Annotated in this window: 15 protein-coding genes and 1 riboswitch; of the genes, 11 read left to right on the forward strand and 4 right to left on the reverse strand. The window is 71.3% G+C overall.

Features of this window, described 5'->3' with window-relative positions:
• The 5 genes from HLK59_RS16865 to HLK59_RS16885 all read left to right on the forward strand — a co-directional run.
• Positions 1–1,202, forward strand: a 1,202-nt coding sequence (locus tag HLK59_RS16865; protein WP_171142250.1) for a prenyltransferase/squalene oxidase repeat-containing protein, incomplete at its 5' end; no start/stop codon positions are given.
• Entirely contained in the window at positions 1,199–2,092 is an 894-nt protein-coding gene (locus tag HLK59_RS16870) for a hypothetical protein (RefSeq protein ID WP_171142251.1), read from the forward strand. The genes HLK59_RS16865 and HLK59_RS16870, both read left to right, overlap by 4 nt.
• Positions 2,089–3,231, forward strand: a complete 1,143-nt coding sequence (locus tag HLK59_RS16875; protein ID WP_171142252.1) for a CbiQ family ECF transporter T component — start codon at positions 2,089–2,091, stop codon at positions 3,229–3,231. Before HLK59_RS16870 ends, HLK59_RS16875 begins: the two co-directional genes overlap by 4 nt.
• On the forward strand, positions 3,228–4,835 hold the full coding sequence (locus HLK59_RS16880) for an ABC transporter ATP-binding protein (RefSeq protein ID WP_171142253.1): 1,608 nt from the start codon (positions 3,228–3,230) through the stop codon (positions 4,833–4,835). The genes HLK59_RS16875 and HLK59_RS16880 overlap by 4 nt, the downstream gene beginning before the upstream one ends.
• Before the next feature lie 41 nt (positions 4,836–4,876).
• Complete coding sequence (locus HLK59_RS16885) at positions 4,877–5,632, forward strand: ECF transporter S component (protein WP_206327227.1); 756 nt, start codon at positions 4,877–4,879, stop codon at positions 5,630–5,632.
• A 1-nt stretch (position 5,633) separates the two neighbouring features.
• On the opposite strand, the gene HLK59_RS16890 is transcribed toward HLK59_RS16885, so the two are convergent.
• From HLK59_RS16890 to HLK59_RS16905, 4 genes are read right to left on the reverse strand one after another with little or no spacing between them, the layout of a single operon-like run.
• On the reverse strand, positions 5,634–6,113 hold the full coding sequence (locus HLK59_RS16890) for a flavin reductase family protein (RefSeq protein ID WP_171142255.1): 480 nt from the start codon (positions 6,111–6,113) through the stop codon (positions 5,634–5,636).
• Positions 6,094–7,026 (reverse strand): CoA ester lyase, encoded by a 933-nt coding sequence (locus tag HLK59_RS16895; protein ID WP_171142256.1) that lies wholly within the window; start codon positions 7,024–7,026, stop codon positions 6,094–6,096. Before HLK59_RS16895 ends, HLK59_RS16890 begins: the two co-directional genes overlap by 20 nt.
• 24 nt (positions 7,027–7,050) lie before the next feature.
• On the reverse strand, positions 7,051–8,253 hold the full coding sequence (locus tag HLK59_RS16900; protein WP_171142257.1) for a CoA transferase: 1,203 nt from the start codon (positions 8,251–8,253) through the stop codon (positions 7,051–7,053).
• Positions 8,246–9,610, reverse strand: coding sequence for an LLM class flavin-dependent oxidoreductase (locus tag HLK59_RS16905; RefSeq protein WP_171142258.1), 1,365 nt, complete (start codon positions 9,608–9,610; stop codon positions 8,246–8,248). Before HLK59_RS16905 ends, HLK59_RS16900 begins: the two co-directional genes overlap by 8 nt.
• Positions 9,611–9,673: 63 nt before the next feature.
• Here HLK59_RS16905 and HLK59_RS16910 point away from each other — a divergent pair, with 63 nt between their 5' ends.
• The 6 genes from HLK59_RS16910 (at position 9,674) to HLK59_RS16935 (ending at position 16,100) form a co-directional block, all read left to right on the forward strand.
• Positions 9,674–10,321 carry a GntR family transcriptional regulator gene (locus HLK59_RS16910; RefSeq protein ID WP_171142259.1) on the forward strand — a complete coding sequence of 216 codons (648 nt, stop codon included), beginning with the start codon at positions 9,674–9,676 and terminating at the stop codon, positions 10,319–10,321.
• 22 nt (positions 10,322–10,343) lie between these two features.
• Positions 10,344–10,532: riboswitch (cobalamin riboswitch) on the forward strand.
• Between the two features lie 180 nt (positions 10,533–10,712).
• Positions 10,713–12,236 (forward strand): CoA-acylating methylmalonate-semialdehyde dehydrogenase, encoded by a 1,524-nt coding sequence (locus tag HLK59_RS16915; protein ID WP_171142260.1) that lies wholly within the window; start codon positions 10,713–10,715, stop codon positions 12,234–12,236.
• A gap of 3 nt (positions 12,237–12,239) precedes the next feature.
• Entirely contained in the window at positions 12,240–13,379 is a 1,140-nt protein-coding gene (locus HLK59_RS16920) for an acyl-CoA dehydrogenase family protein (protein ID WP_171142261.1), read from the forward strand.
• Entirely contained in the window at positions 13,376–14,443 is a 1,068-nt protein-coding gene (locus HLK59_RS16925) for an enoyl-CoA hydratase/isomerase family protein (protein ID WP_171142262.1), read from the forward strand. Before HLK59_RS16920 ends, HLK59_RS16925 begins: the two co-directional genes overlap by 4 nt.
• Positions 14,440–15,321 carry a 3-hydroxyisobutyrate dehydrogenase gene (mmsB, locus tag HLK59_RS16930; RefSeq protein ID WP_171142263.1) on the forward strand — a complete coding sequence of 294 codons (882 nt, stop codon included), beginning with the start codon at positions 14,440–14,442 and terminating at the stop codon, positions 15,319–15,321. Before HLK59_RS16925 ends, mmsB begins: the two co-directional genes overlap by 4 nt.
• Complete coding sequence (locus tag HLK59_RS16935; protein WP_171142264.1) at positions 15,318–16,100, forward strand: enoyl-CoA hydratase; 783 nt, start codon at positions 15,318–15,320, stop codon at positions 16,098–16,100. The genes mmsB and HLK59_RS16935 overlap by 4 nt, the downstream gene beginning before the upstream one ends.
• Positions 16,101–16,150 lie beyond the last annotated feature (50 nt).

Consider the following 16,150-nt stretch of genomic DNA (forward strand, 5'->3'; position numbering starts at 1 on the left):
GGTCGGGGCCGACGACCCCCACCGCGCCCCCGACCACCAACCCGGCCCCGGGCGTCGGCCCCGACCTGAAGAAGGGCGTCGCCTACCTCACCAGCGCCGCCAACCTCAAACAGGGCCAGTACTACGCTGCCGGTCCGGGGATGTCCCGCGCCGACTTCGGCCTGACCATTGACGGCGCCTACGCGCTCGCCGCCACCGGCCTGAACAACGCCAAGCTGCGTGGCGTCGTCGACTTCCTGGACCACGAGGGCAAGGACGGCGAGGGCCGCACGGTCAACGACTGGACCGGCATCGGCACCTCCTACGCCGCCGGCGGCTCGATCGGCAAGACGGCCCTGCTCGCCGAGGCGGTCGGCCGCGACCCGCGCGACTTCGCCGGGCACGACCTGATCGCCGCGCTCGACAAGGCCGTATGCGCGAAGGCGAGCACCGCGCCCGACCGTTCGTGTGCGGCCAAGGGTGCCTACACCTACGCGCCTTCCGTGTTCGGTCAATCCCTTGCGGTGATCGCGCAGTTGAGGGCCGGGGAGAAGGCGGAGGAGCCGGTCGCCTACCTGGAGAGCCTTCAGCGGGACAGCGGTGCGTGGCCGAGCCTGATCCCGGCCACGAACGACTCGGACGTCGACTCCACGGCGATCGCCGCCATGGCCCTTGGCCTGGCCGGTGGCGAGAAGGCGGACAAGGCCGTGGACCAGGCGCTCACCTGGCTCGCGTCCAAGCAGCTGGCCGACGGTGGCTTCCCGGGTGCTGCCGGGAACTCGGTCAACTCGGCCGCGCTCGCGGTGCAGGGGCTGTCCCTGGACGCCGAGAAGTACGCGGACGAGATCGCCGCCGCCCGGAAGTTCCTCGCCGCGCAGCAGAACGGCGACGGCGGGTTCCGGGTCGCGAAGGAGGGGCAGGACGGGTCCGACCTGCGGGCCTCCACCCAGGCCGTCGGCGGTGCGACCGGTATCAGCTTCGGCACCCTGGAGCGCAGCCTGGCCGGCACCTCGCCGCAGCCGACGCCCAGCCCGAGCGGCAGCGCCCCGCAGATCGTCACGCCGGGCGGTGACACGGCGGGATCCGGCAGCGGCGGTGGTGCCATGGCATCGACGGGCGCGCAGGTCGGAGCCCTCGCCGCGATCGCCCTCGTCCTCACCCTCTCGGGCTGGCGGACCGTCGTCGTCGCCCGCAGGCGCGCGGCGAGCGGAGCCGGGCGATGACCGGGCGGCTTCTGCGGGCCGGGGCCGCGCTCGGACTGACGGCCGCCGCGCTCGGAGCCGCGGTCACCCCCGCCGTGGCCGACCCGCAGCCCATGGGCCGATGCACCACCACGGCCGGGGTCGTCCTCGCCGTCGACTTCAGCCACTGGGGCGGCCCGGTCTACCGCTCCTGCGGTACCACCCCGACCACCGGTTACGAGCTGCTCAACCAGGGCGGCTGGCGCACCGTAGGCACCGGACACGACGGGCCGGCGTTCATCTGCCGTATCGGCTACAGCGGTCACAAGAGCGGCAAGCAGTATCCGACCGCCGCCGAGGACGACTGCGTCCTCACCCCGCCCGCCTCCGCCTACTGGTCCTACTGGCACGCCGACCCGGGCGACGACGACTGGACCTACAGCCAGCTCGGCGCGATGCTCTACAAGCCCAAGCCGGGCAGTGTCGACCTGTGGATCTTCGGCGGCACCGACGTCGGTGGCACCGAGGGGCGCCCGACGATCACCCCCGACCAGCTGCGCGCCCACAACACCCGCCCGCAGGGCGACGCCGCTAAACCCCCCTCCACCGGCAAGGCCCCCGCACTGCCGCCCGACGTGGACACCGGGCCCGCGCCCGCACAGCCCCGGACCACGTCACCGACACCGACGCCAAAGCCGTCACCGAAGAAGACCGAGCCCAGCGCATCGCCCTCGGCGACACCGGCCTCCTCCGCACCGGCCGCCGAAACGTCCAACCCCCGCCCCAGCGCCAGCGTTGTCGACGCCGCGCCCGCCGCCGACGCCCCGCACGACTCCGGCTCGCTCACCCCGGTGGCCGTCGGCGCCGCGCTGGTCGCGGTGATCGGCGGCGCGGCGGTCTTCGCAGCCCGCCGACGCCGTCGTACGGAGTGACCGCCTTGTCCCGTACGACCGTGGAGGCGCCCGTGGCCGGCCCCTCGCCGGACGCACGCGGGCGCCGGCTGCCGCGCGTCCTGCACCCGGTGGCCTGGTGGGTGTGGGCCCTGGCGCTGGCCACCGCCGTCAGCCGCACCAACAACCCGCTGCTGCTGTTCCTCGTGCTCGCCGTCCTCGGCTACGTTGTCACCGCCCGGCGCACCGAGGCCCCGTGGGCCCGCGGGTTCAAGTACTACCTCTACCTGGCCCTGACGGTCGTAGCGATCCGGGTCGTCTTCCGAGCCGTCTTCGCCACCGGCATCACACCCCACGACCACTTCCTCTTCTCCCTACCGCGCATCCCCACCCCCGACTGGTACGCGGGCATCAAGATCGGCGGCCCGGTCTCGCTGGAGGCACTGCTCTCGGCGGCGACCGACGGACTGCGCCTGGCCTGCATGCTGTGCTGCATCGGCGCCGCGAACACCCTCGCCAACCCCAAGCGGGCACTGCGCGTGCTGCCCGGTGCCCTGTATGAGCTCGGCGTCGCCGTCACGGTCGCGATCAGTGTGGCCCCGCAGCTGGTGCAGAGCGTTCAACGCGTCTCGCGTGCAAGGAAGTTGAGAGCTGGGCGCACCCAGGGGATGCGGGCGCTGCGGGGCATCGCCGTCCCCGTCCTGGAGGACGCCCTGGAACGCTCCCTGCGCCTCGCCGCCGCCATGGACTCCCGGGGCTACGGCCGCGCGGGCACCGCCACCCGAGGCTCCCGCCGGATCACCGGCGCGCTGATACTGCTCGGCATGTGCGGTCTGTGTGCCGGGGCGTACGGCCTCCTGGACGCGACCGCCCCCGCCTTCCTGGGCCTGCCCGCCATGGGCCTCGGCGCCGCCCTGTGTCTGGCGGGCCTGCGTCTGGGCGGCCGGCGCGTCACCCGCACCACTTACCGCCCCGATCCCTGGCGGCTGCCTGAGTGGGCCGTCGCAGGCAGCGGCGTCCTCTCCGCCGTTCTGCTCCTGACCAACCTCGGCTACGACCCCGCCCAGCTCAACCCCACCTTCTACCCCCTCACCTGGCCGGACCTGCCCCTGGTCCCCACCGCCGCGATCCTCCTCGCCGGCACCGCCGGTTTCCTCTCGCCCCCGCCTGGAGCGCCGTGATCACCTTCGACCAGGTCACCGTCCAGTACGAAGACGTCCCCGAACCAGCCCTGCGGGACGTCGACTTCACGGTGGAGGAGGGCGAGCTGTGCCTCGTCGTCGGGCACACGGGCGTCGGCAAGTCCACGCTCCTCGGTGCGGTCAACGGGCTCGTGCCGCACTTCACCGGCGGAACCCTCTACGGCCGGGTCACCGTCGACGGCCGGGACACCGCCCACCACCCGCCCCGTGAACTCGCCGACGTCGTAGGGGTGGTGGGCCAGGACCCGATCGACGGCTTCGTCACCGACACGGTGGAGGAGGAACTCGCCTATGCCATGGAGCAGTTGGCGATCCCGCCGGGCACCATGCGCAAGCGCGTCGAGGAGACCCTCGATCTGCTCGGCCTCGCCGACCTGCGCCACCGCGCCCTGCACGAACTCTCCGGCGGTCAGCAACAGCGCGTCGCCATCGGCTCCGTCCTCACCGCCCACCCCCGGGTGCTGGTCCTCGACGAACCCACCTCCGCGTTGGACCCGACCGCCGCCGAGGAAGTCCTCGCCGCCGTCACCCGCCTGGTCCACGACCTCGGCGTCACCGTCCTGATGGCCGAACACCGTCTGGAACGCGTCGTCCAGTACGCGGACCGCGTCATCCACCTCCCCGGCGACGGCCAGGCCCTGATCGGCCCGGCCGCCGACATCCTCCGTACGTCGACCATCGCGCCGCCGATCGTCGAACTGGGCCGCGCGGCAGGCTGGTCCCCGCTGCCCCTGTCCATCCGCGACGCCCGCCGCGCCGCCGCACCCCTGCGCGCCGAACTCGCCGACCGTACGCCGGAACCCGTCCGGCCGCCCCCGGCGCAGGAGCGGTCCCGGCTGCTCGCGGCGCGCGGTGTCACCGTCACCTACCGGGGCGTGCCCGCCGTACGGGAGGTCGACCTCGATCTGCACGCCGGCGAGGTGACAGCCCTGATGGGCCGCAACGGATCGGGCAAGTCCTCCCTGCTGTGGGCACTCCAGGGGTCCGGTCCGCGCCGTGCCGGAACCGTGGAGATCGCCGACGGACCCGATCCGCACGACGTGTCCGCCGCACAGGCCCGCCGACTCGTCGGGCTGGTCCCGCAGACCCCGGCCGACCTGCTCTACCTGGAGAGCGTGAAGCAGGAACTAGACCAGGCGGACAGCGAGTCGGGCACCGCCGTGTCGGCACGCGCGGTCCTGGACCGGCTCGCGCCCGGCATCGACGACGCCACCCACCCCCGCGACCTGTCGGAGGGACAGAAACTCGCCCTCGTCCTCGCCATCCAACTCTCCGCCGCCCCAAGGGTCGTCCTGCTGGACGAGCCGACGCGCGGCCTGGACTACCGGGCCAAGACGGCGCTGATCGGGATCGTCGACTCCCTCGCGGAGGAGGGCAGGGCGGTCGTGATCTCCACGCATGACGTCGAGTTCGCGGCACGGGCAGCCGACCGCGTCGTCGTCATGGCGGAGGGAGACGTCGTCGCCGACGGCCCGACCACCGAAGTCATCGTCTCTTCACCGGTGTTCGCGCCACAGACCGCAAAAATCCTCGCCCCGCTACCGTATTTGACGGTCAACCAGGTCAAGGCGGCCCGGTCGTGACTGCCGCCGCCATCCGGCTCACGCCGCGCGTTGGCGTCGTCATGACGCTCGCCGCCCTCCTTGGAGCCGTCGCGTTCTTCTGGCCGTTCGTCGTAGCACCGGGGAAGTTCGGCTCCAACTACGCGCCCCCGCTCATCTTCGGCGTACTGCTCGTACTCGTCCTGTGCGTGGTGCTGTCGGAGATCGCCGAAGGCGGCATCGGCTCCAAGGCACTGGCCATGCTCGGCGTGCTGTCCGCCGTCAACGCGGCCCTGCGCCCCCTGGGCGCCGGAACCGCCGGTGTCGAGACCGTCTTCTTCGTCCTGGTCCTGGCCGGACGCGTCTACGGCCCCGGTTTCGGCTTCACGCTGGGCTGCACCTCGCTCTTCGCCTCCGCGCTGATCACGGGCGGAGTGGGGCCCTGGATGCCGTACCAGATGTTCGGCTGCGCGTTCGTCGGCATGCTGGCCGGGTTCCTGCCCCGGGCGACCGGCCGCCGAGAGGTCCTGATGCTCGCCATCTACGGGTCGCTGTCCGGTTACCTCTTCGGCTTTCTCCTCAACCTCTCCTTCTGGCCCTTCTCCCTGGACCCGAACAGCTCCATCGCCTACCTGCCCGGCCTGCCGTTCACCGAGCAGTGGCACCGCTACCTCGCCTTCGACCTCGCTACATCCCTGGGCTGGGACACCGGCCGCGCGGTCACCAACTTCGTGTGCGTGCTGCTGGCCGGCCCGGCGGTGCTCACCACCTTCCGGCGGGCCGCGAGAAAGGCGCGGTTCCGGGCGCCGGTGCGGTTCGCGGAACCCCGGCGGACCTGAGTCAGTCGCCGACGGACAGCCGGCCCAAGCGCCCCCGGAAGTACGCCAGCGGCAGCCCGGCACGTCCTCCCGCCTCCTCGACCTCCCCGACGATCACGACGTGGGTCCCCGCGACGACCTCGTCGGTGACCCGGCACTCGAAGCTCGCCAGGACGTCGGGGAGCACGGGAGCCCCGCGCCGCCCGGGGTGGAAGCGGTACGTGTCGAAGGTGGAGCCCCGACGGGCGAAGTGCCGGGAGAGCGCCGACTGGTCCTCCGCGAGCACGTTCACCGCAAAGTGACGGCTCGCGGCGATGGCCCGCCCGGTGGCGGAGGACCTGTTCATGCAGACCAGCAGCGTGGGCGGGTCCAGGGACACGGAGGCCACCGAGCTGGCCGTGGTGCCGTAGGGGATGCCGTTGTCGACCGTCGTGACCACGGTGACGCCGCTGGCGAAGCGGCCGATGAGGTCGCGGTACTCGTCACTGGTGACCGTGGGCATCGCGGTCCTTCCGTCGCGCCCGGCTGAGGATCGTGTCGACGTGCCGCATATGGGCCGCGTCCACCAGCATTCCGTCGACCGCGATCGCTCCGGTGCCCGCGGACTCCGCGGCGCGGTACGCGTCCCGGGTGCCGGTCGCCCACTCGATCTCCTCCGGCGTGGGGCTGAACGCCGTGTTGGCGAGCGGTACTTGACTGGGATGGATGCACCACTTGCCGTCGAAGCCGAGCATCGACGCGGTGTCGCAGTCGCGCCGGTACGCCTCCTCGTCACGGTAGTTGGGGAAGGGGTAGTCGATGGCGTCGATGCCCGCTGCACGGGCCGCGGCGACGACCGTCGCCCGCGCGTGGTGCCAGAAGTCGCCCGGATAGCCGCGTACCGGCTGGAAGTTGGTGTCGACGCGGGCGCGCAGGGACGCCGACAGGTCGCCCGCGCCCAGGATGATCGCCTCAAGGCGCGGGCTGGCCTTGGCGATCTCGTAGGCGTTGCCGAGTCCCTCGGCCTCCTCGATGAGGACTTCGAGTCCGATGCGGTGGGGGAGTCGGAGCTTGGCCTCCAACTGGCCGAGCAGGGTGTCGAACCACCAAACATCCCTGGCGGTACGGGCCTTGGGGACGATGATGACGTCGAGGTTGTGTCCGGCGGCCGACACGACCTCGATGACGTCGTCGTGGCACCAGACCGTGTCCAGTCCGTTGACGCGGACCGCACGGACGGTGTCGCCCCAGTCGTACTCGTTGAGGGCCTTGACGATGTTCGCCCGGCCCTGGATCTTCGCGCTCGGCGCGCACGCGTCTTCGAGGTCCATGAAGACGAGGTCGGCGCCGGTGGTCGGTGCTTTGGCGAGCATCTTTTCGCTGCTGGCGGGGGTGGCCAGTTCCGAGCGGCGGACTCGGAGGTCACGGCTGGTCATCAGAAGGGCTCCTGGTGGGATGGCTCAGATGGTGCCGGCGGCGCGCAGTGCGGCGCGCCGGGTGGCGTCGAGGCCGAGGAGGTCGCCGTACACGTGGTCGTTGTCGGCGCCGAGCGCCCGGCCGAGGGCGCGCACGGTGGCGGGGGTGGCGCTCAGGCGTGCGGTGGGGGCCTGGACGCGGATCGGTCCCAGGTCGGGGTCCTGGAAGGAGGGGTACGTGCCGCGGGCGGTGAGGTGCGGGTCGTTGAGCAGCGCCTCGGCGTCGTAGACACGGGCCACCGCGCAGCCGCCGGTCTCGAAGGCGGCCACAGCGTCGGCCAGGGTCTGGCCGGCCACCCAGTCGGCGACCACCTTGTCGATCTCGTCACCCCGAGCCGCGCGGCCCGCAGGTTCGTAGTAGTCGGGGTCGGCGGCCAGATCGGGGCGGCCTACGACGGTGAAGACCCGCTGCGCCATGCGCGGGGAGGCCGAGGAGAGAGCGAGCCAGCCGCCGTCCTCGGCGCGGTAGCAGTTGCGCGGCGCGCTCGCGTCGAAGCGGCTGCCGGAGCGCACGGGTGAGGCGCCGAGCTGGTCGTAGGCCAGGGTCGCGGACTCAATCAGGCGGGCCAGCGGCTCGATGAGGTTGACGTCGACGACCTGGCCCGTACCGCCGTGGACGTCACGGTGGTAGAGCGCGGCCAGCACCGCGTGGGTGGCCGCGAGCGAGGCGACGCCGTCGGCCAGCATGAACGGGGGCAGGGACGGTGTGCCGCCCGGTTCGCCCACCAGGTGCGCGAAGCCGCTCATGGCCTCGGCGAGGGTGCCGTAGCCGGGGCGGTCGCTGTGCGGGCCACCGGCGCCGTATCCGGTGACGTGCAGGACGACCAGCCGGGGATGGTGGGCCACGAGGTCGGCGGGGGTCAGGCCCCAGCGGGCCAGCGCGCTGGGGCGGCTGCCCAGGATGAGCACGTCGGAGTGGTCGAGGAGCCGGTGCAGCAGCTCCTGCCCGTCCGTCGTACGGAGGTTGAGCGTGACGCACCTCTTGTTGCGGCTCACGCTCTTCCAGACCAGGCCCCAGCCGTCCTTCAGATCGCCCCAGGTGCGCAACGGGTCGCCGCTGCCCGGCTGTTCGACCTTGATGACCTCGGCGCCCAGTTCGCCGAGGTGGGTGGCGACCATGGGCCCCGCGACCAGTGTGGCCGCGTCGACGACCCGGATGCCGCTCAGGGCGGAGGGTGGCTCAGACATGGGCGGGTCCCCTGGAGACCGAGGGGCGCTCAAGTCCCAAGTGGTCGCGGAGAGTTGAGCCGGTGTACCTCGTGCGGTGCAGGCCCCTGCGCTGCAACTCCGGGACCACCAAGCGTACGAAGTCCTCGAAGGAGCCGGGGAGATGGGTCGCGGCGAGGACGAATCCGTCGCAGGCGTCCGTCGTGAACCACTCCTCCATCTGGTCCGCGACCTGGGTAGCGGTACCGACGAAGCGCGGCCCCTGGAGCAGGGTCGCCCGGTGGCCGGCGAGGTCGCGGATGCGCACGGTGTCGCCGATGTGGGCGCGCAGATTCTGCACCAGGCCGCGGATTCCGGTCGACTTCTCGATGAGTTCGTCGGTGATCGGTTCGTCGAGATGGTGGACCGAGAAGTCGTAGTTCATCAGCTCGGACAGCAGGGTCAGCGACGCCGTGGGATGGACCAGGTCGTCAAGGAACATCCGCTCGCGCTCGGCGGCGTGGGCGGCCGACTCGCCGATGACGGTGTAGGCCATGGGGCAGATCTTCACCGTCGCCGGGTCGCGTCCTGCCTCGGCGATCCGGCGCTTCTGGTCGGCGTAGTGCTCGCGTGCGATCTGGATGCCCGGATCGCCGGTGAAGATCAACTCAGCCCAGCGGGAGGCGAAGTCGCGCCCTCGCCCGGACGAGCCCGCTTGGAGGATGACCGGTCTGCCCTGTGGGCCGCGCGGGACGGTCAGCGGGCCTCGGGCGTCGAAGTGGGCGCCGTGGTGGTCGAGTTCGTGAACCCGGGTGGGATCCGCGTAGACGCCGGAGGCCCGGTCGCGTACGAGGGCGTCGTCCTCCCAGGTGTCCCACAACCCCGTGACCACTTCCAGGAACTCGTCGGCGCGGTCGTAGCGTTCGGCCGGGTTCAGGTGGCTGGCGACGCCGAAGTTCTGGGCCTCGCGGTCGTTGACCGAGGTCACGACGTTCCAGGCGGCTCGCCCCGCGCTGAGATGGTCGAGCGTCGCGAAGGTGCGGGCGACGTGGTATGGCGCGTAGTACGTGGTGGAGTAGGTGGCTCCCAGGCCGATGTCGGAGGTCGCCTGACTGAGGACGCCCAGGACCAAGCTCAGGTCGAGCTTGACCGGCCGGGCGCCGTAACGGACCGCGTCGGCGACGGAGCCGCCGTGGATGCCCGGCATCGCGAGACGGTCGTCGAAGAACATCAGGTCGAACAGGCCGCGTTCCAGGAGTCGGCCCAGGTCGGCGTAGTACGAAGCGTCGAGATACCGGTGTTCGGTCGCCGGGTGGCGCCAGGATCCTGCGTAGACGGACGTGTTGCCTGCCTGCATGAACGCGACCAGTGCCAACCGGTCGCCTGACTGTCGGCTCATGTGCTCGACGATGCCACATCTGAAATATCAGATTCAATACCCCACCGCTGATAGCCTGTTGGCATGAGGCAGAGGCTGGCCGAGGAGATCGGCGGAACCGTACGGCAGCGCGCGGAGCGGGAGTTGCGCGACCGCATTCTCACCGGGGCCCTGCCGGCCGGGACGCGCCTTGATCTCGACCGGATCTGCGAGGAGTTCGGCATCAGCCGCACGCCCGTGCGCGAGGCCCTGCTGGAGCTGTCCTTTCAGGGTCTCGTGGAGGTCGCTCCGCGCAGCCGGGTCATCGTGGTCGGGGCCACGCCCGAGGAGACGCTGGACAACTTCGCGATCCTGGCCACGCTCAGCGGCAAGGCCGCCGAGTGGGCGGCGCGGCGGATCACGCCGAGCGCCCTCGGTGAACTGGAAGACCTCGCGAAGGCGCTGCCGGCGACGCCCGCCGGTCCCGATCTGATCGACGCCAACTGGCGCTTCCACCACATCGTCAACACCTCTGCGGGGGTGCCGCACCTCCTGCCCCTGCTGAGGCAGGCAGTGCGACTGATCCCCTCGAACTTCCTGGCCGTCATTCCGGTCCACAACCAGCAGGAGCACGACGAGCTGCTCGACTGTCTGCGCGAGGGCAACGCCGGGCGGGCCAGGACGGTGGCGGAACAGCACGTCCTGGCGGCGGGCGAGGCGCTCACGGACTGGCTTCGTGCCCGTGTTGGATGAGTCGCACTGGATTTACTAGGACGTCCAACTATATAGTCGGGGTACAAGGCCCGCGGTGCAGGGAAGCCGGTGTGATTCCGGCGCGGTCCCGCCACTGTGACCGGGGAGTACGTCGTCGAGCAGGACGCCACTGACGAGCTGGATGTCGGGAAGGCGGACGGCGCGCGCTGATCCGGGAGTCAGGATACCGGCCGCGGGATGTTCCGTGTTTTCCACGAGGATGGAGCTGACACGCATGGCATCGGTGCGCACCCACGACCCTGGTGAGCCCGCAGTCTGACGGAGCTTCGGCCATACGCGATCTCGCGCCCCCGGCACTCGTACGCCCTCCGCGTCCGCGTGCGGGAGCGGCACGCCATCCCCGGATCCCTCCTGACGAGAGCAGGCAGTCATGGTCCGCGAGCACGAACGCGCCTCCGTGCGCGAGTTGACCCACTTCGTCGGCGGCAAGCACACCCCGGGAACCTCGGGGGCCTTCGGCGATGTGTACGACCCCAACACCGGAGAGGTCCAGGCCCGCGTGCCCCTCGCGAGCCGCGCCGAGACGGAGGCGGCGATCGCCGACGCCGTACACGCGCAGCGTGAGTGGGGGGAGTGGAACCCGCAGCGCCGGGCCCGTGTTCTGCTGCGGTTCCTCCAACTCGTCGAAGGCGAGAAGGAGTCCCTGGCCCGGCTCCTGTCGTCCGAGCACGGCAAGACGGTCGCCGACGCCCACGGTGACCTGCAACGCGGCCTGGAGGTCGTCGAGTTCGCCGCGGGAATCCCGCATCTGCTCAAGGGCGAGTTCACCGACAACGCCAGCACCGGCATCGACGTGCACTCGCTGCGCGCGCCGCTCGGTGTGGTCGCCGGGATCACGCCCTTCAACTTCCCCGCGATGATTCCCCTGTGGAAGGTCGCACCGGCTCTGGCCTGCGGCAACGCATTCATCCTCAAGCCCTCCGAGCGGGACCCCTCCCTCCCGCTGCGGCTCGCGGAACTCTTCCTGGAAGCGGGCCTGCCGCCCGGCGTCCTCAATGTCGTCAACGGCGGCCGGGACGCCGTCGACACCCTCCTCGAAGACCCGCGAGTCGCGGCCCTCGGCTTCGTAGGCTCCACCCCGATCGCCGCGCACGTCTACGCCACCGCCGCCGCCCACGGCAAGCGCGCTCAGTGCTTCGGCGGCGCCAAGAACCACATGATCGTGATGCCGGACGCCGATCTCGATCAGGCTGTTGACGCCCTGATCGGCGCAGGTTACGGCTCGGCGGGCGAGCGGTGCATGGCGATCTCGGTGGCCGTCCCGGTCGGCGAGGACACCGCCGACGCCCTGGTGGCGCGGTTGAAGGAGCGCATCGGAACGCTGCGGATCGGTCGCAGCGACGACCCCGACGCCGACTTCGGCCCCCTGGTAGGCAAGGACGCCCTCGACCGAGTTCGCTCCTACGTCGACCTCGGCGTCGAGGAAGGCGCCGAACTAGTCGTGGACGGACGGGGCTTCACGCTCCCCGGCCACGAGAACGGCTTCTTCGCCGGCGCTTCCCTCTTCGACCGGGTCACCCCGGCGATGCGCATCTACCAGGAGGAGATCTTCGGCCCGGTGCTGTCCGTCGTACGGGCCGCCGACTACGAGGAAGCCCTGCGCCTGCCCAGCGAGCACCTCTACGGCAACGGCGTGGCGATCTTCACCCGGGACGGCGACACCGCCCGCGATTTCACGCGCCGCGTGAACACCGGAATGGTCGGCGTCAACGTGCCCATCCCGGTACCGGTGGCCTATCACACCTTCGGCGGCTGGAAGCGGTCCGGATTCGGCGACCTCAACCAGCACGGCCCGGACGCGATCCGTTTCTACACCCGTACGAAGACGGTCACTTCACGCTGGCCCGCCGGCCTGCGCGAGGGCGCGAGCTTCACGATCCCGACGATGGGCTGAGCCATGCTCATGACCCAGGACCAGCAGGCCCTCGTCGAGACCACCCTCGACTTCGCCCAGGACCACCTCGCCCCGCACGCCCTCGACTGGGACCGCGACAAGCACTTCCCCGTCGACGTCCTGCGCAAGGCCGCCGGGCTCGGACTCGGCGGTGTCTACGTCCGTGAGGAGGCCGGCGGCTCCGGTCTCAGTCGCGCCGACGGCGTCCTCGTCTTCGAGACCCTCGCCTCCGGCTGCCCGTCCATCGCCGGATACCTCTCCATCCACAACATGGTCACCTGGATGATCGACCGCTACGGCGACCCCGCCCAGCGCGAGCGATGGCTGCCCCGGCTGTGCGCCATGGAGGACCTCGCCAGCTACTGCCTGACCGAGCCCGGCGCCGGATCGGACGCGGCCGCCCTGACCTCCCAGGCCGTACGGGACGGCGACGGCTGGATCCTCACCGGAGTCAAGCAGTTCATCTCCGGCGCGGGCGCTTCACAGCTCTACGTCGTCATGGCCCGCACCGGCGACGACGGACCCGGCGGCGTCTCCGCGTTCGTCGTCGACAAGGAAGACCCCGGACTCTCCTTCGGCCCGAACGAACGGAAGATGGGCTGGAACGCCCAGCCCACCCGCCAAGTGATCCTGGACGGCGTACGCCTGCCCGCCGACCGGCTGCTCGGGCGCGAGGGCCAGGGCTTCCGGATCGCCATGAACGGCCTCAACGGCGGTCGGCTCGGCATCGCGGCCTGCTCCCTGGGCGGCGCCCGCAGCGCCCTGGACCGCAGCCTCGCCCACCTCGCCGACCGGGAGGCGTTCGGCGCCCGGCTCCTCGACGCGCAGGCGCTGCGCTTCCGGCTGGCGGACATGGCCACCGAACTCGCCGCGGCCCGCGCCCTGGTCCAGCAGGCCGCCCAGGCCCTGGACCAGGGTGACCCGCAGGCGCCGTACCTGTGCGCGATGGCCAAGCGGTTCGCCACCGACACGGGCTTCTCCGTCGCCGACCGAGCCCTGCAACTGCACGGCGGATACGGCTATTTGAGCGAGTACGGCATCGAGAAGATCGTCCGCGACCTGCGGGTCCACCAGATCCTGGAAGGAACCAACGAGATCATGCGCGTCATCGTGGCCCGCGGCCTGACGGAGGCGTTCCGATGAACGACGACGTCCTGTTCCGCACGGAGGGCCGGGCCGCCCACATCACGCTCAACCGGCCGGGGGCCCTCAACTCCCTCACCCACGCCATGGTGCTGCGGATCGCCGAGGCGCTGACGGAGTACGAGCACGACCCCTCCGTCGAGACCGTCGTCATCACCGGTGCGGGCGAGCGCGGCCTGTGCGCGGGCGGCGACATCCGCGCCATCCACGACGACGCCCGCGACGGCGACGGCACCGCCTCGGCCGCCTTCTGGCGCGACGAGTACCACCTCAACGCCCGCATCGCCCGCTACCCGAAGCCGTACGTCGCCGTCATGGACGGCATCGTGATGGGCGGAGGGGTCGGCGTCTCCGCGCACGGCAGCGTCCGGATCGTCACCGAGCGGTCGCGGATCGCCATGCCGGAGACAGGCATCGGCTTCGTCCCCGACGTCGGCGGCACCTACCTGCTCGCCCTGGCCCCTGGTGAACTGGGCACCCACCTCGCCCTCGCAGGCGCCCAACTCGGGGCAGAGGACGCCCTGTTGTGCGGTCTGGCCGACCACTACGTCCCCTCCGCCGAACTCCCGTGCCTGCTCGCCGACTTGGCCGCCATGCCCGTACGCGAAGCCCTCGAACGGTTCGTGCAGGAGCCGCCGGACGGGCGGTTGGCGGCGCAGCGGTGGTGGATCGACGTCTGTTACTCGGCCGGCTCGGTCGAGGAGATCGTCGACCGGCTGCTGTCGGACGGCGATCCGGCCGCGAAGGAGACGGCGGAGACCCTGCTCACCAAGTCGCCCACCGCCCTCAAAGTCACCCTCGCCGCCCTGCGCCGCGCCCGCCGACTCGGTCCGCTGGAGCGGGTCCTGGATCAGGAGTACCGCGTCTCCTGCCGGGCCCTGACCGCTCCCGACCTGGTCGAGGGCATCCGAGCCCAGGTCATCGACAAGGACCGCGACCCCCGCTGGTCCCCGGCCACCCTCGCCGAGGTCACCGACGCCGACGTCGCATACTTCTTCGCCCCGCTCGGCGAGCAGGAACTCGGGCTCGCCGGACCCGACACCACCGAGGAGGTGGCCTGGTGAGCCGTACCGTCGCGTTCATCGGACTCGGACACATGGGCGGCCCGATGGCCGCCAACCTCGTCAAAGCCGGTCACCGGGTGCGCGGTTACGACCTCGTCGTCACGCCAGGCCCCGGACTGGAGCCCGCCGCCTCCGCCACGGAGGCCGTCGCGGGCGCGGACATCGTGTTCAGCATGCTGCCCGCCGGCCGTCACGTCCTCGGTCTCTACGACGAGATCCTCCCCGTCGCTCGCCCGGGCACCCTTTTCGTCGACTGCTCCACCATCGACGTCTCTGACGCGCGGGCCGTCCACGAACGCGCCGTCGCGGCCGGTATGAGGGCACTGGACGCTCCGGTCTCCGGTGGGGTCGTCGGTGCCGAGGCGGCCACGCTCACCTTCATGGCGGGCGGGGGAGAGACGGAGTTCGCCGAGGCCCGACCGCTGCTGGAGGTCATGGGCAAGAGGGCTGTCCACTGCGGTGCGGAGGGCGCCGGACAGGCCGCGAAGATCTGCAACAACATGATCCTCGGCGTCTCCATGATCGCCGTGAGCGAGGCGTTCGTCCTCGCCGAGAGCCTCGGACTCTCCCACCAGGCCCTGTACGACGTGGCGTCGACCGCGTCCGGACAGTGCTGGGCGCTCAGCGTCAACTGCCCGGTCCCCGGGCCCGTCCCGGCGAGCCCCGCCAACCGCAACTACAGTCCGGGCTTCGCCGCCTCCCTCATGGCCAAGGACCTGGGGCTGGCCGCCAACGCCGTCCGTGACGGCGGTGTGCACGCCGAACTCGGCCTGCGCGCAGCCGAGTTGTACGCCTCCTACGCCGAGCGCGTGGGAGCGGTGGAGGACTTCTCGGGCATCGTACGAACCATCCGGGACCAGAGCAGGGAGCAGGCATGAGCACGGACGTGTACGAGACGATCCTCGTCGAGCGCAAGGGCCGTACCGCCCTGCTCACCCTCAACCGGCCGGGGGCGCTCAACGCCCTCAACCTCCAGGTGATGGAGGAGGTCGTCGCGGCGACCGAGGAGTTCGACCGGGACCCGGAGTGCGGCTGCATCGTGATCACCGGGTCGGCGAAGGCGTTCGCGGCCGGAGCCGACATCAAGGAGATGCAGCCGCAGGGCTACCTCGACATGTACCTCGCCGACTGGTTCGCGGCCTGGGACCGGCTGGCACAGCTGCGCACCCCGACCGTCGCCGCGGTCGCCGGGTACGCGCTCGGCGGCGGCTGCGAGCTGGCCATGCTCTGCGACATCCTGCTGGCCGCCGACACCGCGGTCTTCGGCCAGCCCGAGATCAAGCTCGGAGTGATCCCCGGCATCGGCGGCTCCCAGCGCCTGACGCGGGCGGTCGGCAAGGCCAAGGCCATGGAGCTGTGCCTGACCGGGCGCACGATGGACGCGGCCGAGGCCGAGCGCGCCGGACTCGTCTCCCGCGTGGTGCCCGCCGACGAACTGCTCGGTGAGGCGCTCGCCGTCGCCGGGACCGTGGCCGAGATGTCGCTGCCGGTGGCGATGATGGCCAAGGAAGCGGTCGCAAGGGCCTTCGAGACGACGCTCGCCGAAGGCGTCCGTTTCGAACGGCGGCTCTTCCACGCGGTGTTCGCCACCGCCGACCAGAAGGAGGGCATGGGCGCCTTCGTCGAGAAGCGCCCACCCGCGTTCCGTCACCGCTGAACCACTGCGCACAGGACCCGCCACCTGCGATGACAGATCGGTCACGCCAG

The sequence above is a fragment of the Streptomyces sp. S3(2020) genome (assembly GCF_013044505.1).
GTDB lineage: Bacteria > Actinomycetota > Actinomycetes > Streptomycetales > Streptomycetaceae > Streptomyces.